The 24,355-nt window shown below is 59.6% G+C and carries 22 protein-coding genes and 1 pseudogene; 15 read left to right on the forward strand and 8 right to left on the reverse strand.

All coding sequences use genetic code 11. From position 1 onward, the window contains the following. Nucleotides 1-30 precede the first annotated feature (30 nt). The 5 genes from FQ320_RS19230 to FQ320_RS19250 are packed head-to-tail and all read left to right on the forward strand — an operon-like array spanning nucleotide 31 to nucleotide 5,445. Nucleotides 31-519, forward strand: coding sequence for a TRAP transporter small permease (locus FQ320_RS19230; RefSeq protein ID WP_187393980.1), 489 nt, complete (start codon nucleotides 31-33; stop codon nucleotides 517-519). Then, a complete protein-coding gene (locus FQ320_RS19235; protein ID WP_148474961.1) occupies nucleotides 516-1,808 on the forward strand; it encodes a TRAP transporter large permease in 1,293 nt (430 codons plus the stop codon). The genes FQ320_RS19230 and FQ320_RS19235 overlap by 4 nt, the downstream gene beginning before the upstream one ends. A 30-nt stretch (nucleotides 1,809-1,838) precedes the next feature. After that, nucleotides 1,839-2,804, forward strand: a complete 966-nt coding sequence (locus FQ320_RS19240; protein WP_148474962.1) for an NAD(P)-dependent oxidoreductase — start codon at nucleotides 1,839-1,841, stop codon at nucleotides 2,802-2,804. Further along, on the forward strand, nucleotides 2,804-4,048 hold the full coding sequence (locus FQ320_RS19245) for a ribulose-bisphosphate carboxylase large subunit family protein (protein ID WP_148474963.1): 1,245 nt from the start codon (nucleotides 2,804-2,806) through the stop codon (nucleotides 4,046-4,048). The genes FQ320_RS19240 and FQ320_RS19245 overlap by 1 nt, the downstream gene beginning before the upstream one ends. Further along, nucleotides 4,045-5,445 carry a four-carbon acid sugar kinase family protein gene (locus FQ320_RS19250; RefSeq protein WP_255509617.1) on the forward strand — a complete coding sequence of 467 codons (1,401 nt, stop codon included), beginning with the start codon at nucleotides 4,045-4,047 and terminating at the stop codon, nucleotides 5,443-5,445. Before FQ320_RS19245 ends, FQ320_RS19250 begins: the two co-directional genes overlap by 4 nt. A 424-nt stretch (nucleotides 5,446-5,869) precedes the next feature. On the opposite strand, the gene wrbA is transcribed toward FQ320_RS19250, so the two are convergent. From wrbA to FQ320_RS19280, 5 genes are all read right to left on the reverse strand, one after another. Beyond that, on the reverse strand, nucleotides 5,870-6,460 hold the full coding sequence (wrbA, locus tag FQ320_RS19255; protein ID WP_148474964.1) for an NAD(P)H:quinone oxidoreductase type IV: 591 nt from the start codon (nucleotides 6,458-6,460) through the stop codon (nucleotides 5,870-5,872). A 112-nt stretch (nucleotides 6,461-6,572) separates the two neighbouring features. Continuing rightward, nucleotides 6,573-6,992, reverse strand: coding sequence for a DoxX family protein (locus FQ320_RS19260; RefSeq protein ID WP_148474965.1), 420 nt, complete (start codon nucleotides 6,990-6,992; stop codon nucleotides 6,573-6,575). Nucleotides 6,993-7,534: 542 nt separating this feature from the next. Then, nucleotides 7,535-8,839, reverse strand: a complete 1,305-nt coding sequence (locus FQ320_RS19270; protein WP_148474966.1) for a TRAP transporter large permease — start codon at nucleotides 8,837-8,839, stop codon at nucleotides 7,535-7,537. Continuing rightward, a complete protein-coding gene (locus FQ320_RS19275; RefSeq protein ID WP_255509619.1) occupies nucleotides 8,826-9,326 on the reverse strand; it encodes a TRAP transporter small permease in 501 nt (166 codons plus the stop codon). The genes FQ320_RS19270 and FQ320_RS19275 overlap by 14 nt, the downstream gene beginning before the upstream one ends. A gap of 61 nt (nucleotides 9,327-9,387) precedes the next feature. After that, entirely contained in the window at nucleotides 9,388-10,368 is a 981-nt protein-coding gene (locus tag FQ320_RS19280) for a TRAP transporter substrate-binding protein (RefSeq protein WP_148474967.1), read from the reverse strand. 177 nt (nucleotides 10,369-10,545) lie between these two features. Here FQ320_RS19280 and FQ320_RS19285 point away from each other — a divergent pair, with 177 nt between their 5' ends. The 6 genes from FQ320_RS19285 (at nucleotide 10,546) to FQ320_RS19315 (ending at nucleotide 16,237) form a co-directional block, all read left to right on the forward strand. After that, on the forward strand, nucleotides 10,546-11,325 hold the full coding sequence (locus FQ320_RS19285) for an SDR family NAD(P)-dependent oxidoreductase (RefSeq protein ID WP_148474968.1): 780 nt from the start codon (nucleotides 10,546-10,548) through the stop codon (nucleotides 11,323-11,325). Nucleotides 11,326-11,749: 424 nt separating this feature from the next. Further along, nucleotides 11,750-12,619: a dihydrodipicolinate synthase family protein gene (locus tag FQ320_RS19295; protein WP_148474969.1), complete on the forward strand. Its 870-nt coding sequence runs from the start codon at nucleotides 11,750-11,752 to the stop codon at nucleotides 12,617-12,619. Next, a complete protein-coding gene (locus FQ320_RS19300; protein ID WP_148474970.1) occupies nucleotides 12,612-13,268 on the forward strand; it encodes a GntR family transcriptional regulator in 657 nt (218 codons plus the stop codon). Before FQ320_RS19295 ends, FQ320_RS19300 begins: the two co-directional genes overlap by 8 nt. 66 nt (nucleotides 13,269-13,334) lie before the next feature. Further along, nucleotides 13,335-14,330 (forward strand): TRAP transporter substrate-binding protein DctP, encoded by a 996-nt coding sequence (gene dctP / locus FQ320_RS19305; protein ID WP_148474971.1) that lies wholly within the window; start codon nucleotides 13,335-13,337, stop codon nucleotides 14,328-14,330. A gap of 72 nt (nucleotides 14,331-14,402) precedes the next feature. After that, nucleotides 14,403-14,945, forward strand: a complete 543-nt coding sequence (locus tag FQ320_RS19310) for a TRAP transporter small permease (protein ID WP_148474972.1) — start codon at nucleotides 14,403-14,405, stop codon at nucleotides 14,943-14,945. After that, the gene (locus FQ320_RS19315; protein WP_148474973.1) at nucleotides 14,942-16,237 is read left to right on the forward strand and encodes a TRAP transporter large permease; all 1,296 of its coding nucleotides are present in this window, start codon (nucleotides 14,942-14,944) and stop codon (nucleotides 16,235-16,237) included. The genes FQ320_RS19310 and FQ320_RS19315 overlap by 4 nt, the downstream gene beginning before the upstream one ends. Nucleotides 16,238-16,290: 53 nt before the next feature. Here FQ320_RS19315 and FQ320_RS19320 read toward each other — a convergent pair whose 3' ends face one another. Beyond that, on the reverse strand, nucleotides 16,291-17,133 hold the full coding sequence (locus tag FQ320_RS19320; protein ID WP_148474974.1) for a shikimate dehydrogenase: 843 nt from the start codon (nucleotides 17,131-17,133) through the stop codon (nucleotides 16,291-16,293). A 206-nt stretch (nucleotides 17,134-17,339) separates the two neighbouring features. Between FQ320_RS19320 and FQ320_RS19325 the strand changes: the two genes are divergently transcribed. The 3 genes from FQ320_RS19325 (at nucleotide 17,340) to FQ320_RS19335 (ending at nucleotide 19,909) form a co-directional block, all read left to right on the forward strand. Continuing rightward, complete coding sequence (locus FQ320_RS19325) at nucleotides 17,340-17,690, forward strand: MbcA/ParS/Xre antitoxin family protein (RefSeq protein ID WP_148474975.1); 351 nt, start codon at nucleotides 17,340-17,342, stop codon at nucleotides 17,688-17,690. Then, nucleotides 17,690-18,202, forward strand: coding sequence for an RES family NAD+ phosphorylase (locus FQ320_RS19330; protein ID WP_148474976.1), 513 nt, complete (start codon nucleotides 17,690-17,692; stop codon nucleotides 18,200-18,202). Before FQ320_RS19325 ends, FQ320_RS19330 begins: the two co-directional genes overlap by 1 nt. 279 nt (nucleotides 18,203-18,481) lie before the next feature. Further along, nucleotides 18,482-19,909, forward strand: coding sequence for an MFS transporter (locus FQ320_RS19335; RefSeq protein WP_148474977.1), 1,428 nt, complete (start codon nucleotides 18,482-18,484; stop codon nucleotides 19,907-19,909). A 476-nt stretch (nucleotides 19,910-20,385) separates the two neighbouring features. Here FQ320_RS19335 and FQ320_RS19340 read toward each other — a convergent pair whose 3' ends face one another. Together FQ320_RS19340 and FQ320_RS26545 are read right to left on the reverse strand one after the other, a co-directional pair. After that, nucleotides 20,386-21,126: a class I SAM-dependent methyltransferase gene (locus tag FQ320_RS19340; protein ID WP_222861653.1), complete on the reverse strand. Its 741-nt coding sequence runs from the start codon at nucleotides 21,124-21,126 to the stop codon at nucleotides 20,386-20,388. A gap of 311 nt (nucleotides 21,127-21,437) precedes the next feature. Further along, nucleotides 21,438-22,539, reverse strand: a pseudogene (locus FQ320_RS26545) (IS5 family transposase); the annotation flags it as partial. 252 nt (nucleotides 22,540-22,791) lie between these two features. Between FQ320_RS26545 and FQ320_RS19355 the strand changes: the two are divergent. Then, nucleotides 22,792-24,297 carry an ABC transporter substrate-binding protein gene (locus tag FQ320_RS19355; protein WP_148474980.1) on the forward strand — a complete coding sequence of 502 codons (1,506 nt, stop codon included), beginning with the start codon at nucleotides 22,792-22,794 and terminating at the stop codon, nucleotides 24,295-24,297. The last annotated feature ends 58 nt before the right edge of the window (nucleotides 24,298-24,355 follow it).

Here is a 24,355-nt window from a genome sequence, read left to right on the forward strand (position 1 = left end):
GAAACGGCGGTGATGCCCGTGGAACAGAGTATGCCCAAGCTTTCGCCAAACACATTCTGGCGCGTGGTCGAGACGGCGATGATCCTCGCTTTCATCAGCATGCTGGTGGTGATGTTCATCCAGATTGCCGCGCGTTACGCGCTCTCCGTCGCGGTGCCATGGACGGACGAGTCGTCGCGGTTCTTGTACATCGCGCAGATATTTCTCGGGCTGAGTATCGCGCAGCGGTACGGCCAGCACATCCGGGTCACTGTCGCGCTGGATCTGATGCCCCTGCGTATGCGGCGCATAACCGAGGCGTTGGCCGATCTTCTGACGGCGCTCATCGGCATCGCGTTGATCGTCGGCGCGGCAAAAATGATGGTCAAAAGCGGAAGCGCAATGGCCAGTACGCTGCCGCTGCGTATGTCGGTGATCTATGGTGTCCAAGGCGTCGGACTTTTTCTTTATACGGTGCTCGTGTTGAAAGACGTCCGGGACCAGCTTTTTGCACCCGCAGTCAGGGAGACACGCGATTGACCATCCTCATCGCCCTTTTCGGAACGCTCCTGCTGCTGATGGCGATCGGCGTTCCGGTCGCTTTCGCCATGATCGGCTCGTCCATCGCGGTGCTTGCAGCGAACCGTGGACTCGATAGCATCCCATACGAGATGTTGGCGCAGCGCACCTTGTACGGCGTCAACAGCTTTACCCTGCTGGCCATTCCCGCCTTTCTGTTGATCGGCAGGTTGATGAATGCCTCGGGCATTTCGGACCGGGTCTTCAATGTCGCGCGGGTTATGGTGGGCCACCTTCGGGGCGGGCTTGGCCATGTGAACGTCCTGTCCTCGATGATTTTCGCCGGCATGTCCGGGTCTGCCGTGGCGGATGCCGGCGGACTTGGCCCGGTGATGATCAAGGCGATGGACCGCGATGGATATGGCCGCGGCTTCAGCGCGGCGGTAACTGCCTCGTCGGCCACGATCGGGCCAATTATTCCGCCAAGCATCCCCGCAGTGATCTATGGTGCGCTTGCCAATGTGTCGATTGCGGCGGTCTTCCTCGGCTCTATCATCCCGGGCGTTCTCATGGGGCTGAGCCTGATGGCTCTTGTCGCGATCATCTCGCACAGGCGCGGCTATCCGGTAGCCTTGCGGGCGAGCATTGCGCAGGTTTTGACGGCGGTCATGCAGGGGTTTCTTCCGATGCTGACGCCGGTCATCATCGTGGCCGGCATCCTTTCCGGTTTGTTCACCCCGACCGAGGCTTCGGTGATCGCGGTGGCCTATTGTCTGGTGATTGCCTTCCTTGTCTATCGAACCATTACTCTTTCCGAACTCTGGGCGATCTGCCGCGACACGGCTGTCGATACGGCTGCGCTTTTGGCGATCATCGCTGGATCGGCGCTCTATGCCTGGGTGCTGGCACGGTATCAGGTGACCACGCAGATCGTAGAGGCGCTGACCGCTACGGTCGAAAGCAAATATCTGCTGTTGATTTTGCTGACGCTGTTCATCCTTGTCGTCGGCATGTTCATCGACTCGGTCCCGGCGTTGTTCCTGCTCACTCCGATCCTCGTGCCGTTGGTGACAAGCTATGGGATTGATCCGGTGCATTTCGGCGTGGCGATGATTTTCAACTTGATGATCGGCCTTGTCACACCGCCTGTCGGAACGGTTCTTTTCACGGTGCAGAAGGTGGCGGACATACCCTTCTCGGAACTCGTCCGTGAAATCATGCCGTTCTACATTCCGCTGCTGGGGATGCTTCTGGCGATCACCTTTATCCCAGGTCTTGTCCTGTTTTTGCCCGAACTTCTATTGCGCTGACGCGTCGGGCGCATCTTTTGGAGAAATCGAATGGCTGTTCTTGTTTTTGGCGGTATGGGGCATGTTGGCTCCTGGATTGCACACGACCTTGCCGCCGAGGCGGAAGAAGTCGTTATTTTTGATCTCGGCGCGCGCGGACTTGCGGGCAGGGGGCTGGATTACCTCGAACCGCATCAGGATCGGCTGACCTTCGAGGATGTCGATGTTCTGGACACACACACGCTGTTCGAACGGATGCGCGCCTATGAGGGACGCATCGATGCGGTGGTCTTCGGGGTCGCGGTGATCGCCGGACCGACATTCCGTTTGCGCCCGTTCCGCAACGTGCAGGTCAATACGATCGGCATGCTCAACGTGCTTGAGGTCTGCCGCATCCTTGGCGTGCCGAAGTTCGTCAATCTGAGTTCCGGCGCGATCTATGGCACTGCGCCCGGCGGGCAAACCGAAGAAACGCCCGCCATCGCGTCGGACCTGTACGGCGCAACGAAAGTGGCGAACGAGACACTGGCCGCGCAATACGGCGCGACCTATGACATCGATGTGCGGCAGGCGCGCCTCTATTTCGTCTATGGGCCGGGCAAGTTGCCATCGACAATGCACGTATTGTACCAGGCAATGTTCGGCCCGTTGCAGGGGATGCGCAACGTCGCCGCTCCGGCGGGAGGCGATCAGGCGCTGGACTGGACCCATGTTCGCGATACCGCGCAGGGCGTGATGCGGCTGTTGCGCGCGCCTGCCGAGGTGGCCCGCGGACAGGCGTTTAACATTTCATCCGGTGTGTTGGTGCCGCACCGCGAGATCGTGGCCGCTGTCACGGACATCGTCGGCAGCGACAGTGGCATGACGCTCGGTGACGGCAACTTCTTTGAACGGGGTGCGCCGCTGGATGTCACCAAGGCACGGACCTCGCTGGGTTTCAGCCCGCGCTTCAGTGATATCCGCGACGGTCTGAACGACTATCATGGCTGGCTGAAATCTGTGGCAAAGGCTGGATAATGCCTGCGTCGCGCATCCGTGCAGAATATATCCTGCGCACTGCCGGCGATCCGCAGACGGTAGCAGCAGTGATTGCGGGTGAGCAATCATCGGGTACATTCATCCGGCTTGCAGGTGAAAGCGATGCCCTGCGCGACCGTTCTGCCGCGCGGGTCGAGTCGCTTGAGGAAGTTTCGGATTCGGGCCTTCCTGCTTTACCGGGGGCAAAGCCGGGGCGCTTGCGCAGTTTTCGCATGATCCTGTCGTGGCCCATGGCAATCGTCGGGCCATCGCTTCCCAACCTCGTCGCCACGGTGGCAGGCAACCTGTTCGAGTTGGCCGATGTCGCCGGGCTGAAGTTGCTGGACCTGCACCTGCCAGCCGAATTTTCTGACCCTCAACCGGGCCCCGCATTCGCCGTTGAGGGCACCCGGAGGCTTTCTGGAGTGTCCGAAGGCCCGCTTATCGGCACGATCATCAAGCCGTCAGTCGGTCTTTCCCCCGAGGAAACCGCCGCACTTGTCGAACAGCTGGTCCTTGGTGGGATTGATTTCATCAAGGATGACGAACTACAGGCCGACGGGTCGGTTTGTCCATTCGACGCCCGTGCCCGCGCCGTGATGGCGGTGATCAAGCGTCATGCAGATCGCACCGGACGGCGGGTCATGTATGCGGCAAATCTGACGGGCGATCTGGACGAGATGCGTCGCCGGCATGACCTGTTGTGCGAACTTGGCGGTACCTGCGCGATGCTCAGCCTGAATTCGGTGGGGCTGGCGGGTGCGCTGGCGTTTCGCCGCCACTCCGAGCTTCCGATCCATGCCCATCGCAACGGCTGGGGCTATCTGGGCCGCAGTCCCGACAACGGCTGGTCGTTTTCGGCATGGTCGAAACTGTGGCGGTTGGCCGGGGTCGACCACATGCATGTCAACGGTATCGCCAACAAATTCTGGGAGCCGGACGACAGCGTAATTGCCTCTGCCCGGTCGTTGCTGACCCCGCTGCATCCCGACAGGCCTATGACGGTGATGCCGGTGTTTTCCTCTGGCCAGACCGTCTGGCAGGCGCATGCCACGTGGGACAGACTGGGATCTGCCGACCTTATCCATTGTGCGGGCGGCGGAATCATCGGGCATCCGGCTGGAACGGCAGGAGGCGTGCGGGCGCTGCGCGAAGCATGGGACGCGGCCCGGTCCGGCGTGTCGCTGGAACGTGCTGCGGCGGGGTCGACATTGCTGGCGCAAGCCATGGAAACCTTCCGATGACCGATAGACAGATGACTGACAAACCGATGACCGACAAACTTCCTTCCGGCGTGTTGCTGGCGTTTTATGGTGATGATTTCACCGGGTCGACGGATGCAATGGAGGTGACCGCTCTGGCAGGGCTGAGAACGGTTCTGTTCACCCGCAACCCCGACGCCGCAGAGTTGGCAGCCTTCGCGGATTATCAGGTCATCGGCATCGCAGGCACCGCGCGGTCGCGGGGGCCGGAATGGATGGAAACGCACCTGCCCGATATCTTTGAAGCGCTGGCCTCTCTGAATCCTCGGGTCCTGCAGTACAAGGTGTGTTCTACGTTCGATTCTGCCCCGGATGTTGGCTCTGTCGGGAAGGCCACGGAACTGGGCGCACGCACGGTACCGCCGGGATGGATTCCTGCAGTTGTCGGCGCACCGCAACTTGGGCGTTGGCAGGCCTTTGGCAATCTCTTCGCCACGGCTGCGGGGGTGAACCACAGAATTGACCGCCACCCCACCATGTCACGCCACCCTGTGACGCCGATGCACGAAGCCGATCTTCGGCTGCATATGGCGCAACAGACAGACATGGAGATTGCCGGCATCGATCTGGGCGATATGGCTCGTGGGCTGACGACCGCCAAGATTGCTCAGGCGCAGGCCAGCCACGCAATCACTTTCATCGATGTCGTTGATCCGGTCAGTCAGGCCGCGGCCGGTCGGATGATCTGGGAAAACAGTGAGAATACGGTGTTTTCGCCGGGCTCTTCCGGGCTGCAATATGCGCTGGTTGCACATTGGCGTTCGCAGGGCGCTGTCGAGGCAACGCCTCCGGCCTTTCCAATCCATGCCCGAGCGGATCGACTTCTGGTGCTTTCCGGCAGTTGCTCGCCGGTCACCGCCGATCAGATTGCCCATGCCGAAGCGGCTGGATTTGCATTGATCCGTCTGGATGTGTGCAAAGCCGCAAGCCCCGAAGAAGCACAGGCCGAGGTCGCGCTTGTCCTGACGAAAATTGCTGCGGCTTTCGATCGGTATCAGGCGGTTCTTGTATTCGCAGCCAGAACGGTGGACGACCCGGCATATGCGGCTTTGACCGACTTTGCGGCACGCCGCGCGATGCCAATGCACCAGGCACAGTCCGCCATCGGTGATGCGCTGGGAGCTATTGCGCTGGCGGCAGTGCCGCGCTTTGACCTCAAACGCCTGGTCGTGGCCGGTGGCGATACGTCGGGCCGGGTGCTGGAGGCGTTGCCGGTCACCGCTCTGGAGTTGAAACACCCGCTTGCCCCCGGAGCGCCGATTTGTCACTGCCATGTCAGCGACCCTATCTTCGAAGGTCTGGAGGTTGTGCTCAAGGGCGGCCAACTGGGCGCGCCCGATGTGTTCGTGCGCGCGCTGGATCCGGGTAAGGAAATCTGAAGCGTCGTTGACCGGGCTTCCGCCTCAAGCCAGTCAGCCAATGAAAGTGGAATCAAAATTCCGCGCGTATCGCGCCAGACTGTGCTGCAGACTGCAATCTCATCATTTTGTACGCGAATAGGGCATCACCGGCGGCTCTGGAGCGGCAGAGACTTGTAAATCACGCCAATTTCCTGCGGGAGAACGAGTGATGTAGTGATTGGACTGGGGTCGATACGGGATGGTGATGTCACTGCTGCGTGCGGGACATGCCGTCGGCGGGTGAACCCGGCTGCCCGCCCGGTATCTTGACTGTACGTGATCGCTTGCCGGGAGGAATCCGCAAGAAACCGCGGATCGCGCTGCCCGGCGCTGGCACGGCCACCAACAAAATGGCTGATCGTGCCAGTCTTGAATCCTGTTAAAAAGTCAGGTGCCTTACGCGTCAGTTCAGCTTTCCGGCAATGTCAACGAGGCGGCGTGCTTGGTGACTGATCGCTGTTTTCACCTCTTCGGTGAACTCATCACCCTGAGTGTGGCTGTAGCCATAGGGGTTGCCGCCGGTCTTGAAGATGACCTCATCAGTGTACCCCGGCGCGACAACGATCCCACCCCAATGCATGACGGTGGTGTAAAAGGAAACAAGGGTCGTCTCCTGTCCGCCGTGCGTGTTCTGGGCCGATGTCATGGCCGAAACCGGCTTGTTCGCCAGCCCACCCTTGCCCCAGACACCGCCGAGCGTATCGATGAAGGCGCGCATCTGGCTGGCCATGACGCCGAAACGGGTCCCTGCCGAAATGAGATAGGCATTCGCCCACTCCATATCTTCGGCCGTCGCGTTGGGGATATCTGCGGTCTTTTCCGCATGTGCCTTCCAGGCATCGACTCCGGCGACGACCTTCTCCGGGGCAGTTTCCGGGGCTTTCAGCAGCCGCACCTCGGCACCGGCGGCCTTTGCCGCCTCGGCCGCGATCAAGGCCATCTGGTGGTTGGTGCCGTAGCTGGAATAATAAACGATGGCGAGTTTGACGGTCATGGATGTTCTCCTGTCAGTGGGGTGATTGCGCAAGCGCTGCGGGGCCAGTGACTGTGCCCCAACGGGCTGCTTGTTGCTGCCGGTGCCACGGCGGCAGCCTTCGAATAACGTGTCAGATGGTTGTGCTGGCTGTGCCGGATCGTTGGTTGCGCCGAGCGTCGACACTCCACGGTCCGGGGCCCGCGAACACCAGATAAAGGAACACGAAGCTGAACAGAATCGCGGCATCGCCGCCGTTCAGGGCGGGGTAAAAGCTCTGCGGCGCATGGGCGATGAAATAGGCCGCCGCCATCAGGCCCGAGAGAACAAAGGCGACCGGGCGGGTGAACAAGCCGATCACCAGCAACGCGCCACCGAACAGCTCCAGCACACCGGCAATCCACGGCATCGTGAATGCAGCAGGCGCGAAGTCAGACGCCGGAAACCCGAGAAGTTTTTGCGATCCATGCGCGAGGAAGATCAAAGCGGTCACGATCCGCAGGACGCTGAGCATGCGCGGGGCCCATACGGTTTCGAGCTGGCTGGGGGTCATATTGGTTTCCATTTCTTTATCAGTATATGGGACAACGGCGCCTGAGGACGGAAGGTCCACGGACGGTGTCAGGTTTTCAGCTTAATTGCTTATGGCGGGCAGGGATTGTTCCGGACGTGCGCGCAGATGGGCGAGGTGATCGGGCAGTTTCAACGCCTCACCCAGATGCGCCAGGTCCTTATCCTTAGTTAAGCCGGGCTCGTGCGTTGCGATCTCGAACAGCACTCCATCAGCAGTGCGGCACTATATCGCCCAGAAACAGTCGTCGGCACCTGCGCGTCCGACGCCATCGAGGTGACGTGGTGCAGGCCTTTGAGCTGCGTGAGCATCGCGTTTCTCCCGGATGGTATATTCGCTTGAACCCGATATTAGCCGAACCAGCCATTGCCGTGAATGGCTATAATGTTGCATTCACTATTGCGATTAATGCAATGATGGCTCGCGGAGGCGAACTTTATTCCGTGCGCGCGTTCTGGCCGTGGCCAATCAGCAGAGCTTTGCTGCTCCCGCGCGCCACCACGTCCAAAAGCCGTTCATGGTTATCAGTCGATGAAGGCAGGCATGAACCAGCGGGGCAGGGCGAGGATCAGGTCGGGGACCAGAATGATGATCAGCAACACGCCGAGCATCGGCAGCAAGATCACCGCGACATCCCGCAGCGCGTCGATCATCCGGATCTTCCCGATCGAGGCGGCGATCAGCAGGCACAGCCCATAGGGTGGCGTGACCAACCCAAAGGCCAGACTCATCACGCCGATGATCGCGAAATGGATCGGATGCATGCCGACATGTTCTGTCACCGGATAAAGCACCGTTCCAAGGATGATGATGGCCGGGATTGCGTCGATGAACATGCCGATCAGCAGGAAGGCCAGCGCCGTCATGATGCCGATGCCGATAACGCCCAAACCCATCTGGTCAATCTGCTCCACCAAGGCGGCCGGAATCTTGAAATAGGCCAGACACCATCCGAACGCCGACGCGGTGCCGATACAGAACAGCGTGATCGCAGCAAAGCGGGCGCTGTCATAGAGCACGGCAGGAAGCTGGCTGGGCGCGATTGACCGGTAAACGAACACCCCCAGGATTAGCGAATAGATCACAGCAACGACAGACGCTTCGGTCGGAGTGAAGAAGCCGCCGACGATGCCGCCAACGATGATAATGGGCGTCAGCAGCGCCAAGGTAGCCGAGGCGATCGCGCGCAACAGTTCGAAAAAGGTAGAGCGCGCATGGACCGGATAGCCGCGCCGTTTGGCATAGAAATAGATGGTGATCATCTGCGATCCGGCGATCAGGATGCCCGGCACCACACCTGCCAGAAACAGGCCGCCGATCGACACGGACATCAGCCCGCCCCAGACGATCATCAGGATCGAGGGCGGGATGATCACGCCCATTACCGACGAACAGGCGGTGATCGCGACCGAGAACGATGCGTCATAACCTTCCTTGCGCATTTGTGGAATCAGCAGCGATCCGATCCCGGCGGCATCCGCGGTTGACGAGCCCGAGATGCCGGCAAACAGCATCGAGACCACAACGTTGACGTGCCCCAGACCGCCGGGCAGATGCCCGACCATCGCGCGCGCCAGTCGGATCAACCGGTCGGTGATACCCGAGGAGTTCATCAGATTCGCCGCCAGCAGGAAAAACGGCACCGCCAACAGCACAAACGAGTTATAGCTCTTGAACATCTCGCGCATCAGCAAGATCGGGGTCAGCCGTTCCTCGATGAAGAACACCGGAACAACCGCAAGACCCAGCGCAAAGGCCACGGGAACCCGCAGGATGATCAGTATTCCGAATGTCCCAAACAGGATGGCCGCGACTTCAGCTGGTCCCATTGGGCTCTCCTGCGCGATAGTCGGCGAAATCGTCGAAGATCCGCTCAAGGATGAACAGCGTCCAGGTAAATCCGGCCAGCGGCCAGGCAATATAAATCGCCAGCATCGGCAGACCCGAAATTTCCGATTGTTGGCGCGCGCCTAGTTTGCCGAAGTCCCACCCCCACCACAGGAAGGAGACTGCCATGGCCAGAATCGCGATGTTGACGATCTGGCTCATCGCGAATTCGATCATCCTGTTAGAGCTGTGAGGCAATACATCAACGTCGAAATGCGATCCATCGCGCACCGCAATCATGGATCCGACCATGATCACCCAGACAAAGCAAAAGCGAGCGATCTCTTCGGTCCAGATATATCGGGGAATTAGACCGGTATAGCGGCTGAGGATCTGCATCGCTACGGGGACAATCAGCACCGTTATCAGCAACGTCAGCATCAGTTTCAGAAAGCGGTAATAGCCGTTCAGAAGCACGCGCATTGCCATTCACATTTCCGGATAGGGAAAACAGGCGGGTGCGCAGATCAAGCCGCGCACCCGTCAGCGATCATTTGACGGCGTTGATGGAATCAAGAACGTCGGTCGCGCCCAGTTCTTCGGCATAGGCGCGCTTTACCGGTTCGGCCAGTTCCAGCAGTTTATCACGCTCGGTGAACTCATGGGTCTTCAGCAATCCGGCCTGTTCCATCGCGTCGAGCTTTTTGCTGTCCTCGCCGCTTTCCACGTCACGGCCCAGCTTGCCGCCCGCTTTGCCACCTTGCAGCACGCAATCCTGCTCTTCGGGCGTCAGCCGCTCGAAGGTGGCATTGGCAAAGGCAATAGGACGCACTGTGATCGCGTGTTTCGTCAACGCGATATCCGGGCCGACCTCGTAGAATTTCATCTGCTCGATGCCCGCCGCTTCGTTTTCGGCGGCGTCGATAACGCCGGTCTGGATGGCGTTGTACACCTCATCATAGGCAATCACCGAGGGCGCAGCCTGAATCGCCTCGAAGATCCGCGTCTGGATCGGTGCGCCCATCACGCGCATCGGCAGGTCCTTGAGTTCTGCCATGTTGGTGACTGGTTTGTTTACAATCAGATTCCGGGTTCCGCCGCCCGCATAGCCGATCAGCCGCACATTAGCCTGCTCCAGTACATCCTGAGCCAGCGGTGCAAGCGCGTCCTGTTCCATCACGGCGTTCCAGTGGTCCAGGTCGCGAAACAGGAAGGGCATGTCCATCAACGGCGCCTTCTGCGAGAAGGTGGACATGTGCGACGGGCTGACGATACCATAATCGATCGCGATCCCTTGGCTCATGTTCTCGAAATAGTCCTTCTCAAGTCCCAGTTCCGAATTGAGATGCAGATCGAAAGTCAGTGAACCGCCGGAACACTCGCCAGCAACACGTTCGAACTCGCGCAGAGCCTTGGTGAAGGCGTGGTCCTCGTTGAACTGTACGGCTCCTACCAATTCGGTCGCATATGATGGTCCGGTGAGCAGCGCTGCAAGACCCGCACCAATTGCAATTCTGGCTGAACGTTTCATATTGTCTCCCCATGAACGACCGCGATTGCCGCGCCCGAAGTGTTGAACTGACTCGACAAGTATTGCGCGACCTTCCAATCTCACGCAAGAACTCTGTGATCGACATTGTAACGCCACTGATTTCGCAGGGTTTTCGAACCAAATTTCGCTGATAGTCGCCCAGAACAGGACTGAAAAATGTTGAACCCCTCGTACACATTGTCAGAATTTGCCGGAAAATCCGTCCTCATCACGGGGGCATCGACAGGGATAGGTGCGGCGCTCGCCCGGGCTTTTGCCGCACAGGGCGCGAAGGTCGGCCTTCACTACAATTCCAGCCGCGATGCCGCCGAGACCCTTGCCGCTGAAATCCGCGAAAACGGCGGCACGGTCGCCCTGGTGCAGGCTGATGCCTGCGACCCGGTTGCTCTTGCCCGGGCCGTTGAGGAAGCGGCAGAGGCGCTTGGTGGGTTGCAGGGCCTCATCAACAACGCGGGCGGGATGGTCAAACGCGTTCCCTACGCCGAAGCCAGTGAGAAAGATTACGAAGCGATCATGGATCTCAACGCGCGTTCGATCATCACGGCCTCGCGCGTGGCGTTGCCACACCTGAAGAAGGCGGGCGGATTCGTCATCAACACGACATCAGTCGCCGCACGCAATGGGGCAAGCGGCGGGGCAGGGCTCTATGGCTCGTCCAAGGCGTTCGTGTCGAACGTGACGCGGGGTATGGCGAAGGAATGGATCGAGTTTGGTATCCGCGTCAACGCCGTCGCCCCGGGTGTCATCACCACGCCGTTCCACGAGCGGTATTCGACGAAAGAGCAACTCGAAGGTATGCTGGCGACAGTTCCGCAAAAGCGGCTCGGGGTCGCCGAGGATTGCGTCGGCGCCTATCTGTTCCTCGCTTCAGATGTGCTGGCCGGATATATCATTGGCCAGACCATTGAAGTAAATGGCGGGCAGTTGATGCCGTAGGCGAAGCCGTCGGTTGCTTGCCCTGTCCCGTTTTTGGGCCGCCCTTAAGAGCGGCGGCTCATGCATCTGACATCGACCGCGCGCTGTTCGACGCCGGACGTGTTCAATCTGCGGCTGAACTCTCATTCCCGATTGAAGGCCCTAATTCAGGCGATCAAAATGGGTGCGGATGAAGCACTGATGCTGGACGACCGCGGCTTTGCTTGTCTCGCCTCGGCTCGGAGCATATGCGCCGGCGCGTTGGGCCCGCCACGGGAAAAGCCGGGCGATCTTACACGGAATCTGGTGCGATCACCCCGGCATAGAGGCGGTGGCGTGTAGCCCCTCGCCCTGCAAAACATTTCTCAAGAATCTGTGACATGTTACGTTGACTGTCAGCGTAACTTATCGCTAGGCTGTGATCAGCAACCTGAATGGAGGCCACATGGCCGGAATCGGAATATCCGTGGCGCTTCTGACGCCTTTCACCACCGACGGTGAGATCGACACAACCCTGCTGTTCGCCCACGCCCGCGACGTGATGGACAAGGGCGCCCATGGCGTCACCCTGTTCGGCACCACCGGTGAAGGCGCGTCCATCGCTATTGCCGAACGCGCACCGGTCTTTGCCGCTTTCCGCGAGGCCGGGATTGCACCGGAAAAGGTTTTTGTCGGCCTTTGCGCCACCTCGATCGGCGATACGGTCGTGCAGATCGATCAGGCTCTGGAATACGGCATCGATACCTTCCTGCTGCTGCCGCCCTACTATTTCCCCGCCCCCGATGATGCGGGCCTGCGCGCTTGGCACGAACAGCTGTTCAAGATCGCAAACCCGCGAGCGAAATTCATTCTCTATCACATTCCGCAGATCACTGGCGTTCCGCTGTCGTTCGAACTGGTCACCGGGCTGCGCGCCGATTACCCCGACCGGGTCATCGCGCTGAAGGACAGTTCGGGCAGTTGGGAAAACACCGAACGCCTGCTGAAAGATGGCAGTCTGCCGGTTCTTGTCGGCGACGAACGCCTGTTGCACCGGGCCGTGGCCATGGGCGCGGCAGGGTCGATCTGTGGCATGGCCAACCTGCATCCGGCCCGTTTGCGCGCCCTTTACGACACAGCGAAAGAGGATATCGCTTTGTCGCGGCAGGTCGATGCCGTGGTGTCGGGGCCGGTGGTGCCCGGGGTCAGGGCGCTGCTGGCACAGGCCACGGGCAATCCGGCATGGGAGAACCTGCGCGCGCCCTTGTCGCCGCTTTCGGCCTCGGCGCGGGCGGCCCTTCTGGCGCAGGGGGCGGACGAACCCGCCCGTGTCTAACGCTGCCGAATCTCGTCTGCGTGATCACGCCTATTCCAGCTTTACTGCACGGTTGCTGGCCAAGGATATCACGCCCGGCCAGATCATATCACAACGCGAACTGGTCGAAATGACCGGGATGCCTTTGGGCGCAATCCGCGAGATGATCCCCCGGCTTGAGGCCGACGGGCTGATTCAGACGGTGCCCAAACGCGGCCTTCAGGTGCTGAACGTCGACCTGAACCTCGTGCGCAATGCGTTTCAGCTGCGTCACATGATCGAGGGCGAGGCGATCGCCGCCTTCTGCGCCAACGCGCCCGAGGAAGACATCGCCAGAATTGCCGCCGATCACCGCAGCATGCAGGAAAGGGCCCGCATCGGCCTGACGTCGGAAGAATTGGGCCGGGCGCAGATGATGGACTGGGCCTTTCACGACCATGTGGTCGATGCCATGGGCAACCGGATCGTGTCTGACATACACCGGGTGAACGCGATCAAGATCCGTCTGATCTGCAATTCCGACACTCGGATGTTGCCCGATCTGGCGGATTCGGTACTTGATGAACATCTGGCCATCATCGACGCGCTGTTGGCGCGCGATACACCGCGCGCTGTGGCTGCGATGCATGCCCATGTGGACAGCGCCCGGCGACGTGCGCTTGGTATGTAAGAAATTTCACAGGACAGACCTGTGGGAAAAGCGGCAGATAAGCCGCACCAAAGAGGAGGAGATACAATGAGAACCACATTCACCCGCCGTGCCCTGATGGCGTTGACTGTCGCCGCACTGGCCACACCCGTGTTTGCCCAGGACAAGACCACCGTGCGCCTGTCGATTCCTGCGTCGGAAACCGACCAGCGCTCGATCGCTTTGGCCGAGGTGTTCGCCCCCGCCGTCGCCGATTTCATCACCTACCAGCCACATTACAACGGATCGCTGATCGCGCAGGGGTCCGAATTGGAATCCATCGCATCCGGCGATCTGGAAATGTCGGTCACCTCTGCGCAGGAACTGGCGCAGTTCTTCCCCGAATTCTCGATCTTCGCCACTGGATATGTCCATCAGGACGCCGCGCATCAGGTTGCCGTTTTCAATGATCCGCTGATGGATTCGTTCAAGCAGACCGCCGAAGATGAGCTGGGCGTAAAGCTTTTGTCAGTGGTGTATCTGGGCAAACGTCACGTGAACCTGCGCCAGACCAAGGAAGAGCTGACAGTGACGACTCCTGCCGATCTGGCCGGTGTCAACCTGCGGATGCCCGGCACCGACGCCTGGCAGTTCCTTGGCAAGGCTCTGGGCGCCAACCCTACGCCGATGGCCTTTACCGAGATCTATACCGCGCTGCAAACCGGCTCGGTCGACGGTCAGGACAATCCCTTGCCCACCGTGGTCGATGCGAAGTTCTATGAGGTGACAAATCAGGTCGCGCTGACAGCGCATCTTGTCGACCTGAACTATATCGCCTTTTCCAAAGCGGTGTGGGACAAGTTGACCCCCGAGCAGCAGGAAACCGTGCAAAAAGCTGCCGATGATGCCGCCGAAAGCGGCCGCCAAAAACAGCTCGCCAAGGAAGAAGAACTGGTTGCCTTCCTCGAGGGCGAAGGCATGGAGATCTACGAACCCGATCTCAAGGCATTCCGCGAGCATGTCCAGCAGCAGTATGTAGGCTCGGAATTCGCCGCATCCTGGCCCGAAGGCCTGCTGGAACAGATCAACGCGCTCGGCAACTGATCCATCCCCATCTGAAGTCGCGGGTAAAGGCGGTTTGGCCGCCTTTACCCCGTCCTGCCCGGAGCGGAGCCCATGAAAATCCTGCACCTCCTGCGCACCCTGACCGAAGCGGTCGCGGCCGCCCTGATGGCGTTGATGTTCCTCACCTTCGTCGTTCAGATCGTCGTGCGGTATACGGCGCGGATCGGCGGCGTGGCTGACCGGTTCTGGTTGTTTGATCCGTCGCTTTATGGCTGGACACTGGAATTTTGCCTGCTGCTGTGGGTCTGGCTGGTGTTCTGGGGCAATGCCTTTGTCGTGCGCACCCATGACCACGTGACGTTCGACATGCTTTATCTTGCGGTTAATCCGGGCCTGCGCCGCTGGTTCGCGATCATCGCCGGGGTGGCGATCTGTGTCGGGCTGCTTGCCTCGCTGGGGCCGACCTGGGACAAATTCCACATCCTGCGCCTGAAGAAGACCGCGACGCTGTCGAGTCTCTTCGGCGACTGGATCAGAATGCGCGACATCTATTCTGTCTATGCCCTGTTCCTTGTCGCCGTCGGTGCCCGCTATGCCTACAGCGTCTATCACGCCTTCCGCTATGGCGTAGCCGACCCGGAGCTTGACGCATGAGTCCTGAATTTCTGTTGTGCCTCGGGGTGTTGTTCATACTCGCCGCCATCGGCGCGCCTATCGCCTATGCCATCCTGATCGGCTCTTTCGTCTATCTCGCCACCGCCGGGCAAAGCATTGGTATGGCGGGAAAGATCCTGATGGACGGGCTGTATGGCAGCTTTATCCTGCTGGCGGTGCCGCTGTTCATCGTGGCCGCCAACGTGATGAACGCGGGCACCATTTCCGACCGGCTGCTGAGTTTTTGCGTCGCGCTGGTGGGGCGGTTTCGTGGCGGTCTTGGCCATGTGAATGTTGTCGCGTCGTTAATCTTTTCCGGCATGTCCGGCTCTGCCGTCGCTGACGCGGCGGGCATCGGCAAGATCATCATCCAGATGATGACAAAGTCGGGTCAGTACCCGCGCGGATACGCTGCCGCGATCACCGCCGCATCCGCGACAATCGGGCCGATCATACCGCCGTCGATCCCGATGGTTCTCTATGCCCTCGTTTCCAACACCTCGATCGGATACCTGTTTCTCGGTGGCATCCTGCCCGGTCTGCTGATGGGTGCCGTTCTGATGGGAATGAACACCTGGCTGGCGCATCGGCGGGATTTCGCACTGGAAACTCCGGTGCCGTTTTCCGAATTACCCCGGCGCACGATGAATGCCTTTCCGGCGCTTTTGATGCCTGCGATCCTGCTTTATGGCATCTATGGCGGCGTCACCACGCCGACCGAAGCGGCCGCGGTCGCGGCTTTCTATGCCCTGCTGCTGTCGGCGCTGTTCTATCGCGCGCTCAGCTGGCGCGCCCTCTACGGCATTCTGGTGGAAAGCGCGCGATCCTCGGCTGCCGTAGGTATCGTGATCGGCGGCGCACTGATCCTGAACTACATTGTCGCGTCAGAAAACATCCCGGCGGTTCTGGCCAAACACCTTGTCGGGCTGGATGTGTCGCCGACCGCGTTCATGCTGGGAGTGATGGTTCTGCTGCTGCTTCTGGGCTGTGTTCTGGATGCGACAACGATCATCCTCGTGATCATCCCGCTGTTCCTGCCCGCCTGCCGCGAACTTGGCATCGATCTTGTGCATTTCGGCGTGGTCGCGATCGTCAACTGCATGATCGGCCTGATCACGCCGCCATATGGCGTGCTGCTGTTCGTCATCAACGCGGTAACGCGGATTCCGCTGTCCGAGATCATCCGCGAGATCTGGCCGTTTCTCGGCGTGCTTCTGGTGGCGCTGATGTTTCTCGCCTTGATGCCCGATCTCGTCCTGTGGCTGCCGCGCATCTTTGGCTATGCCGGTTAGCAATCCTGTCTCTGCACCGCCCAATGTGAGCTAATCCATCGCAATCGCCGGGTTCATCCGAAAGTCCCGCGCTCCAGATCAGCGCGCAGAAGGGCTTCGTCCAAAGGTGCCCCTGCGAACAGATGCCAGGCATCCACCCCCTGCCCAATGAAAAGCTCATAGCCCGAAATGGTGGTCAGCCCGGCGCTGGTGGCGGCGCGCAGAAACCGGGTGTCAACGGGCGTACAGACCGCATCAAAAGCCCAATCCGCGCCCTGCATCGCCGTTTCGGACAGGGGAATGCCGTCATGGCCGACCATGCCGACCGGCGTTGCATTCACAAGACCGGCTGCGCCTTGTGCCAGCACTTCAGGGTTCTCACCCACGGTAACGATCAGTGCGGGAAAGCTCTCTCTCAGGGCTGTGGCAAGCCCCTCGGCGCGGGGCCTGTCCAGATCGGCGATCCGCAATTCAGCCGCGCCAAGTCCGGCCAAGGCAAACGCCAGCGACCGCCCTACGCCACCTGCGCCAATCAACAGCACCACGCCCGGTCGCCTTGTTCCGAGCGCCGCGCGGTAAGCCGCCAGAAACCCTGAGTAATCCGTGTTGAATCCCAAGGCCTGTCCGGGGCTGAACAGAACCGTATTCACTGCACCCATTGCGCGCACCAGCGGGTCATCGATCTTCACCCGCTTGGCTGCCATTTCCTTGTAAGGATAGGTAACATTAACTCCGCGATAGCCGGACTGCGCGACATGATCGAACACCGCGTCAAAGCCCATGCCCATCTCGCGCGGGACCAGCCGGTCATAGGTGACATCCAGCCCATTCTGCGCGCCGGCCAACCGATGCAGCACGGGTGCGCGCGATGCCTCGATGTTGTCGCCGATCAGGCCAAGACGGATTGTGTCTGACATGCAAGTTACTCCTCGGACATCCCCGCAGATTGGTATCCCGATTTTCCCGGACGTGGAACTGTTCAGTGCGAAACATATCCGTTCGTTTGGCCGTATGGGTGGGGGTTCTTGGTACGCCTTGGGGGTTTCCCGATCCAAGTGGGAACACTTGTCATTCAGTAACTATTACGCCATATAGTGTCATAACAACTGACAGGAGCCTCATTATGCAGATCACCCGATTTGCCGACGGTGCGCAGTTCGAGCCTCAAAAGATCGCCGCCGTCCTGCGTACATCTGCCGAAGAAATCGCCATGACGGTTGGTTTGAGCAAGGATGCGCTCCAGCGCCGCACGCGCATTCATTCCGACAAGACACAGCGCCGCTTGCGCGAACTGGTCGAGGTTCTCAACAAGGTCAAATGGCGGTTTGGAAGCGAACTTATGGCCTATGCTTGGTATCGGTCCGAACCTCTGGCTGGATTTGACGGACGAACCGCCATGCAGCTGGTGCAGGAAGGTAAGGCGCAGCAGGTGTTGGAGTATATTGACGCAGTTGATGCCGGTGTCCACGCCTGATGCCACTTGATGCTGGCCGGTTCCGGGGATCGCTTTTTCGTGCGCTGAACCCGGTTTATGCCCGGGAACCGCTGTCAGGTCGCGGTGCCGAAATCTATGGAGGGCGGTTCAACCCCAAGGGCACTCCGGCGCTTTACTGCTCCCTTGATCCGGCCACGGCTTTGCGCGAAGCAAATCAGGCAGGCAGCCTGCAACCAACGGTTCTGGTATCCTACCGCGCGGATCTCGGACCGATATTCGATACGCGGGACCAGAGCGAGATGAGCCGTTACCCCATGTCCGGCGAGGCACTCTCCGATCCCGGCTGGCGATCTGCCATGCTGGATGGCCGGCCAGTGCCGACGCAGGATTTTGCCAAGGCGCTCGTCTTGGAGGGGTATGGGGGATTGCTTGTCCGGAGCTTTGCCACTGGCACGACATCAGCCAATCTGAATTTGGTATTGTGGACCTGGCAAGGCGATGGATTTTCCCTGAAAGTGGTGGACGATGAGGACAGATTGGGGCGGATGTAGTCACGCTCGGTCAAACTCGAAACTGAAATCGATTTGACGCCGGTTCGGCAACAGATTCTGTTCGGTCAAGTGGGTCATGACCTGCTCCACTTGCGCGAGTTTGATGCGGTGGGTTACATCCCATCAAAATGTTCACGATCGGTCGCCTTTAAATATCAGCCTGAATCAAGATTGCCGTCGCAGTTCGGCAAATTGTAACCATGCAGCGCCGGGGCCCCAGCCTTTGCGATTTTTACCAAGAAAGTCACAGTGATGGATCCTTCGGAGACAGATGATACCATGTCTCCGTCGCCGAAAGACGATCCGACGAAGGATCCGGTTCGGTGGCGTATTCTCTTCGTGCTGCTTGTCACGATCTTCATGACGCTGATCGGCGTAAGCATCGTGAATGTGGCCATACCTTCGATCCGGGTCGGCCTCGGCGCGTCGCAATCCGATCTGCAATGGGTCCTTTCGGGCTATGCCCTGACCTTTGGCGTGGTTCTGGTGGCAGCCGGGCGGGCTGGCGACATTATGGGGCGTGGCGGTCTGTTCCTGATCGGCGTGGCCATATTTACGGCCGCCTCGGTCGCGGCGGGGCTGGCGCCCAACGCTGAATGGCTCAACACCGCGCGTTTCGTTCAGGGGATCGGCTCAGGGTTGCTAAACCCGCAGGGGCTCGGGATGATCCAACACTATTTTCGAGGCGACGCCCGTGGCCGCGCCTTTGGGTATTTCGGTACGGCCGTCGGATTCTCGGTCGCCATCGGCCCGGTCCTCGGCGGCCTGCTGATCGAACTTGGCGGGCCGGAACTGGGCTGGCGGCTGACGTTTCTCGTGAACGTTCCGATTGGTGTCACTGCCATCGTCTTGGGACTGCTGTGGTTCCCGCGTCCGCTGATCGTTCGCCTTCCTCGCAAGGGAAGTGGCCTGCGTTCGCTCGACCCGGTGGGCGCGCTTCTCTTGGGGTTGGCCGTGCTCGCCATCCTGTTCCCCTTTGTCGAGAAGGGCGGCGGCGCGGTTATCTGGCTGTTGTTGCCGTTCGGAGTCCTGCTGGTCTGGCTCTGGGTTAGATGGGAGCGGCGCTATGTCCGTCTGGGTCTGAGCCCGATGGTTGATCTCAAGATATTCTCGTTGGGCAGTTACACCAACGGCATCACGATCATGGCTCTCTACTTTATGGGGACAACCAGCGTTTGGGTGTTGGTCGCGCTCTATGTACAGGAAGGAGATGGAAAAACGGCGCTGCAGTCAGGTGTCTTCGGAGTTCCGGCCGCTCTGTTGTCGGCCTATGCTGCCTATTGGGCGGGAAGCCGGGTCGCGCGGTATGGTCGCAAAGTGGTCATCGGCGGCCTGCTGTTGGCCCTGTTCGGCCTCGCGATGAGCATTGTCGTGGTCATCCTGCACGGCATGGGCCACCTGAGTATCTGGTGGCTTATGGTTTCGCTGTCCTTCATCGGATTGGCGCAGGGGGCCGTCATCAGCCCGAACCAGACGCTGACACTGGCAGATGTCCCACTCGAATATGCGGGTAGTTCGGGAGCCATCATGCAGACCGGTCAGCGGATCGGCACGGCTGTCGGAATAGCGGTGATCACGGCGGCGGCGTTTTCCACACTTGCGATCACCTCCTGGTCGACGGCGCTGGTCGTCGGGTTCAGCCTGATCTCAGTGGTGGTTTTTCTGGCACTTCTGGTGGCCATCAAAGATCTGAGAGACCGCCGGTAAGACTGGGCGGATCTCTCTTGGTGCCCCTTGATATTATGAATTTTGCGAATGGGCTCAGAGGCGACTTGCGGCGGACAGCGCGCAATTGGTTGACCTAGGCGCCACCACGGGTCGCATGAACTTCACATATTGGCCGGGCACTGCCATGCACCGGATGAGAGCCATTCCTTGTCCCTGAAGAACCGTTCGCCATCCGGTCATTTGAAGGGTGGTGTTTCAGCGCGGACGCGTCGGGCACCAGATTGAGGCCCGGCGTAAGAGCCTGCAACGCCTTTTGATTGGGCGATGCAGACCGATTCAATCGCTTGCCTTTAGACAGTCTCACATTGCTTCAAGCACCATGTTCAATGGCGTCGTCGCAACACGTCTGACCCGATCGAAGTCACCGGACCTGATCACCTCGGCAACCCGCTTCTCGCCGGCCTGGGCGCCGAGCGCGAGGCAGGTCTCCTGTGCCAGAGACGTTGGCAGGCAGATCATCGTCGAGGCCGAATAGTAGATGCGCCCGATCGGATTAAGGGTATCCTCCAGCGCGTCCCAGCTGCGGGCTCAACGACCATCCATGAGCCGCCCGGCTTCAACGCCTTGCGGATATGCGCGGCAGCCGCAGCAGGGTCGCCCATGTCGCGCAGACAATCGAAGTATGTTACGAGGTCATACTCCTCGCCGGTCAAGTCCTGCACCCGGCCCAATTCGAACCGCACGTTTTTCACGCCATGTGCCTTCGCGTGCGCGGTCGCCGCAGCGATGGAACCGGGGTGGAAGTCGCAACCGTCGAAATCGGACGCCGGAAAGGCCTGCGCCATGACGATCGTTGACAGGCCATGGCCACACCCCACATCCGCGACCTTTGCACCAGCCTTGAGTTTGTTCACTGCGCCATCCAGCTCCGGCAGCCATTCCTGCACCAGTGCGTTGATATAACCGGGCCGGAACAACCGAGCGACGGCACAGAACAGGCAACCGGCCTGATCGCCCCACGCGACGCCTTTCCCGGTCTTGAAGGCAGTCTGGACCTTGTTGCGGTTTTCGACCATCGCCCCGGCGGTAACGAAAGCGCCGATCAGGTTCACCGGGCTGTCGGGTGCGGCGAACACCATCGCCTGTTCCGGGTTCAGCGAGGACCGCCCGTCCTCGACGGTGACATGTCCCGACGCCGCATGCGCCGAGAGCCACTCGCGCACGTATCGCGCCGCATTGCCTGTTGCTGCAGCCAAATCCTCGGCCGACATCGCCCGCTGTCGCGAAGTGCCCGATACAGTCCGAGCGCGTCACCTATCAATACCAGCGGGATGCTGACGGCGCCGCCGATGTCCCACAGCACGCGGACGACAAATTCGTTGAGTTTCGCGTCGTTAAACTTGGTCGTCATTTTGCTCCCATCCCGGGGTGGCACCTCGCCGCCGTGGCCTATGGGCCGGTTACACCGCCGAAATGGCAGCATAATCCAACCTTTGCCAACCCTTCACAGTCTGGGGCAATCAACTTGGCAATACCCTGTCATGTTATCAAAGCCGTGGCCACATTACCCTCGATCCACAAAGGCCATGTCTGGCCGCTGATCGGTCAAAGTTTCGACCTGCTCCAGCGTCTCGGCCAGCGTGTGGGCGTCGTAGGGATGGCCTGTCAGCGCCCCCATCCCGACCACGAAGCCGCCCCGGTCGGTCGTGGCCACGCTGACCTTGGTGACAAACTCGTAGCGTTTGTGCGTCTTGCCTTTGGAGATGCGATCCACCGCCGGTTCATGCAGGCTGTAGAGCTTTTTCTTGTCCTTCGGTTTCTGCGCCAGCAGGCTGGTTCACCAGCGCGACAATTTCCACAATGCGTGCCTCAGCGCCCCTTCCGGGATCTGATCCAGTTGCCGCTCGACGTCGCGCAGCACCCGTCCGGCGTCGCCTTGAGACGGCGCAATGCCTTGCGCATCCGCTTGAACTGGCGAGCGTGAGCATAGCGGCCGACCTGACCGACCAGTCGGAGTGCGAGGCGGTTGCAGTTCTGGCGCAGGCCGATCCCGGCCTCGCGGGCCAGCCCGACCAGCTTGCGCCGTGCCGTCTCACACAGCCGGGCATCCGTCGGGTGGGCGACGTTCCTCTCCATCACCGCTCGCCGGGGAAACGGCGCCCCACGTCGTTTCCGGATCCGTCTCACTATCGACGGGGACCCGTTTGAGGTCGTTGCTCTTCACTGTCCCGGCGCGTTTGCCGGCCTGGATCGTCTGGGTCAGCAGCCACTCGACCCCTTCCTCGCCGATACGGTTGCGCCATCCCTTGCCCGGCAGCCGAATGTTTACATTCGCTGAGAGGGGGTCAGAGATGAAGGATCAATAGGCAGACGGTGCCGAAAGAACGTCTCGTCGCAGAAGTGCTGCCAATACGGGTTTTCAGCCCATGGGCCACCATCGCCTCGTCCGAGACGCGCATAGGCATGCTGGAGGTAGCACAACCCCGCAACCACGCGGCGAAGTGGCGGGGCGGCCGGTGTGGGAGGGGAAGAACCCCGCCCATTCCCGGTCGAAGATGTCCCAGTCGATCAGGGCAGCGAGCTTCACCGGCTCAGGGCGTATGTCGATCATTTCGACCAATCGGGCGCAGCAGATCCTCCTCGTCCGCAGGGGGCTTTCTCGGCTTCATATCATGGCTCGAAATTGCAAGGTTCCTACCGCTACACTACGCAAAAAATCGCCGTTTTCTCAAGGAAAACCAAATGTGTAAGAGTTGTTCAGGACGATCTGAAGAGCGATTGATCTATTTCTTGTATCGCAGCAATCTAACTTTGGAATTTACAAGCTGTCATTTTTTTCCAATCTTGTGTGTGGGAAGTCGCCATTCATCAACACAATTTGCATGGCGTAGACTGCCACACGATCAAATAGGGAGGATCAAATGTTTCGTAAAAGCCGCCTTTTCATGGCCACGGCAATTGCGTCGACGGTCGCTTTTTCAGCACATGCGCAAGACAATTCCGTCACGATTGTTCTGTCGGAAGAACTTGAGTTCGTGGAACCATGCATGGCTACCAAGTCTAACGTTGGCCGGGTTCTATTTCAGAATATCTCTGAAACCGTGACTGAAATGGACCCAGAGACCGGTCTGCAGCCGCGACTGGCTCAAAGCTGGGAAGACATGGGTGATGGCACATGGCGATTCCATTTGCGTGAAGGCGTTAATTTCAGCGACGGAACCGCGATGGACGCCGATGATATCGCGCATTCACTCGTGCGGGTGAAATCTCCGGACATCGCATGTGAAATCGGCGCCAAGGTCTTTGGAGGCATTGAAATCACGTCAAACATCATCGATGCACACACAATTGATATAACCGCCGATCCGGCCCAGCCGATTCTGCCATTGCTGATGTCTCTCGTGACGGTGACTCCGCAGGATGCACCACTCGACAGCTTTGTCGACCATCCGATCGGAACCGGACCTTACACATTTGATGAATACGAACGTGGTCAGTTCATCACCCTGTCAGCCAATCCGAACTATTGGGGTGACCAGCCGACAGTCCAGTCTGCGACCTACGTTTTCCGTGCTGATAGTGCGGTTCGCGCTGCAATGGTCGCAGCGGGTGAAGCAGACATTGCACCAAGTATCGCCCTTCAGGATGCGACTGATCCGGCAATGGATTTTTCCTACCCAAATTCGGAAACAATGTTCCTGAGCATCGGCCACGCGCAGGCCCCGCTAAATGATCGACGGGTCCGTGAGGCCTTGAATCTGGCAATTGATCGTGAAGCATTCATCGGCACAGTGCTTGCAAACGGCACGTTGCTGGCGACTGCCATAACGCCACCCTCGACTGTTGGCTACAACGCAAATCTGAAACCATATGCCTTTGATCCGGATCGTGCGCGTGAATTGTTAGAAGAGGCGCGGGCGGATGGTGTGCCGGTTGATGCTGAAATCACCCTGCTCGGTCGGTCCAACAACTTTGGCAACGTGCTGGAAACCATGGAAGCAATGCTTGCCATGTATCAGGACGTTGGTTTCAACATGAAACTTGAAATGGTTGAGGTCGCTGAATGGCTGGAACGTTATGCCAAGCCGCTCCCCGAAGATCGCGGTCCTACACTTATTCAGGCGCTGCACGACAATGCCAACGGCGATCCTGTCTTCTCGATGTACTTCAAATATCACTCCAATGGGCAGACTTCGGGTCTGGCTTATCCCGAGGTTGACGCCATGATTGAAGAGGCAACGATCACGACGGGTGATGAGCGTACAGCGAAATGGAGCGAGTTGTTTGCATTCCTTCATGATGAGATCATCGCTGACGTCATGTTGTTTCATATGGTCGGGTTCAGCCGCGTTAACGAACGTCTGGACTTCATACCGACAATCCGAACCAACAGCGAACTGCAACTTTCGCAGATTCAGTTCAAGTAAATTGAACGCGGCTACGGGCAGCGCTGGATGCCTGTAGCCCCATTCTTGAAGGTCTGTC

The organism is Oceaniovalibus sp. ACAM 378 (assembly GCF_008085915.1).
In the GTDB taxonomy this organism is placed as follows: Bacteria; Pseudomonadota; Alphaproteobacteria; order Rhodobacterales; family Rhodobacteraceae; genus Oceaniglobus.

Excerpts from the sequence above, each read along its gene's own strand:
- FQ320_RS19295 (WP_148474969.1), top strand. The coding sequence starts at position 11,750 with ATGGCCGGAATCGGAATATCCGTGGCGCTTCTGACGCCTTTCACCACC.
- FQ320_RS19315 (WP_148474973.1), top strand. The coding sequence starts at position 14,942 with ATGAGTCCTGAATTTCTGTTGTGCCTCGGGGTGTTGTTCATACTCGCC.
- wrbA (WP_148474964.1), bottom strand. The coding sequence starts at position 6,460 with ATGACCGTCAAACTCGCCATCGTTTATTATTCCAGCTACGGCACCAAC.
- FQ320_RS19335 (WP_148474977.1), top strand. The coding sequence starts at position 18,482 with ATGTCTCCGTCGCCGAAAGACGATCCGACGAAGGATCCGGTTCGGTGG.
- FQ320_RS19280 (WP_148474967.1), bottom strand. The coding sequence starts at position 10,368 with ATGAAACGTTCAGCCAGAATTGCAATTGGTGCGGGTCTTGCAGCGCTG.
- FQ320_RS19285 (WP_148474968.1), top strand. The coding sequence starts at position 10,546 with ATGTTGAACCCCTCGTACACATTGTCAGAATTTGCCGGAAAATCCGTC.
- FQ320_RS19320 (WP_148474974.1), bottom strand. The coding sequence starts at position 17,133 with ATGTCAGACACAATCCGTCTTGGCCTGATCGGCGACAACATCGAGGCA.
- FQ320_RS19275 (WP_255509619.1), bottom strand. The coding sequence starts at position 9,326 with ATGGCAATGCGCGTGCTTCTGAACGGCTATTACCGCTTTCTGAAACTG.
- FQ320_RS19230 (WP_187393980.1), top strand. The coding sequence starts at position 31 with ATGCCCAAGCTTTCGCCAAACACATTCTGGCGCGTGGTCGAGACGGCG.
- FQ320_RS19240 (WP_148474962.1), top strand. The coding sequence starts at position 1,839 with ATGGCTGTTCTTGTTTTTGGCGGTATGGGGCATGTTGGCTCCTGGATT.
- FQ320_RS19325 (WP_148474975.1), top strand. The coding sequence starts at position 17,340 with ATGCAGATCACCCGATTTGCCGACGGTGCGCAGTTCGAGCCTCAAAAG.
- FQ320_RS19260 (WP_148474965.1), bottom strand. The coding sequence starts at position 6,992 with ATGACCCCCAGCCAGCTCGAAACCGTATGGGCCCCGCGCATGCTCAGC.
- FQ320_RS19250 (WP_255509617.1), top strand. The coding sequence starts at position 4,045 with ATGACCGATAGACAGATGACTGACAAACCGATGACCGACAAACTTCCT.
- FQ320_RS19310 (WP_148474972.1), top strand. The coding sequence starts at position 14,403 with ATGAAAATCCTGCACCTCCTGCGCACCCTGACCGAAGCGGTCGCGGCC.
- FQ320_RS19270 (WP_148474966.1), bottom strand. The coding sequence starts at position 8,839 with ATGGGACCAGCTGAAGTCGCGGCCATCCTGTTTGGGACATTCGGAATA.
- FQ320_RS19355 (WP_148474980.1), top strand. The coding sequence starts at position 22,792 with ATGTTTCGTAAAAGCCGCCTTTTCATGGCCACGGCAATTGCGTCGACG.
- dctP (WP_148474971.1), top strand. The coding sequence starts at position 13,335 with ATGAGAACCACATTCACCCGCCGTGCCCTGATGGCGTTGACTGTCGCC.
- FQ320_RS19330 (WP_148474976.1), top strand. The coding sequence starts at position 17,690 with ATGCCACTTGATGCTGGCCGGTTCCGGGGATCGCTTTTTCGTGCGCTG.
- FQ320_RS19245 (WP_148474963.1), top strand. The coding sequence starts at position 2,804 with ATGCCTGCGTCGCGCATCCGTGCAGAATATATCCTGCGCACTGCCGGC.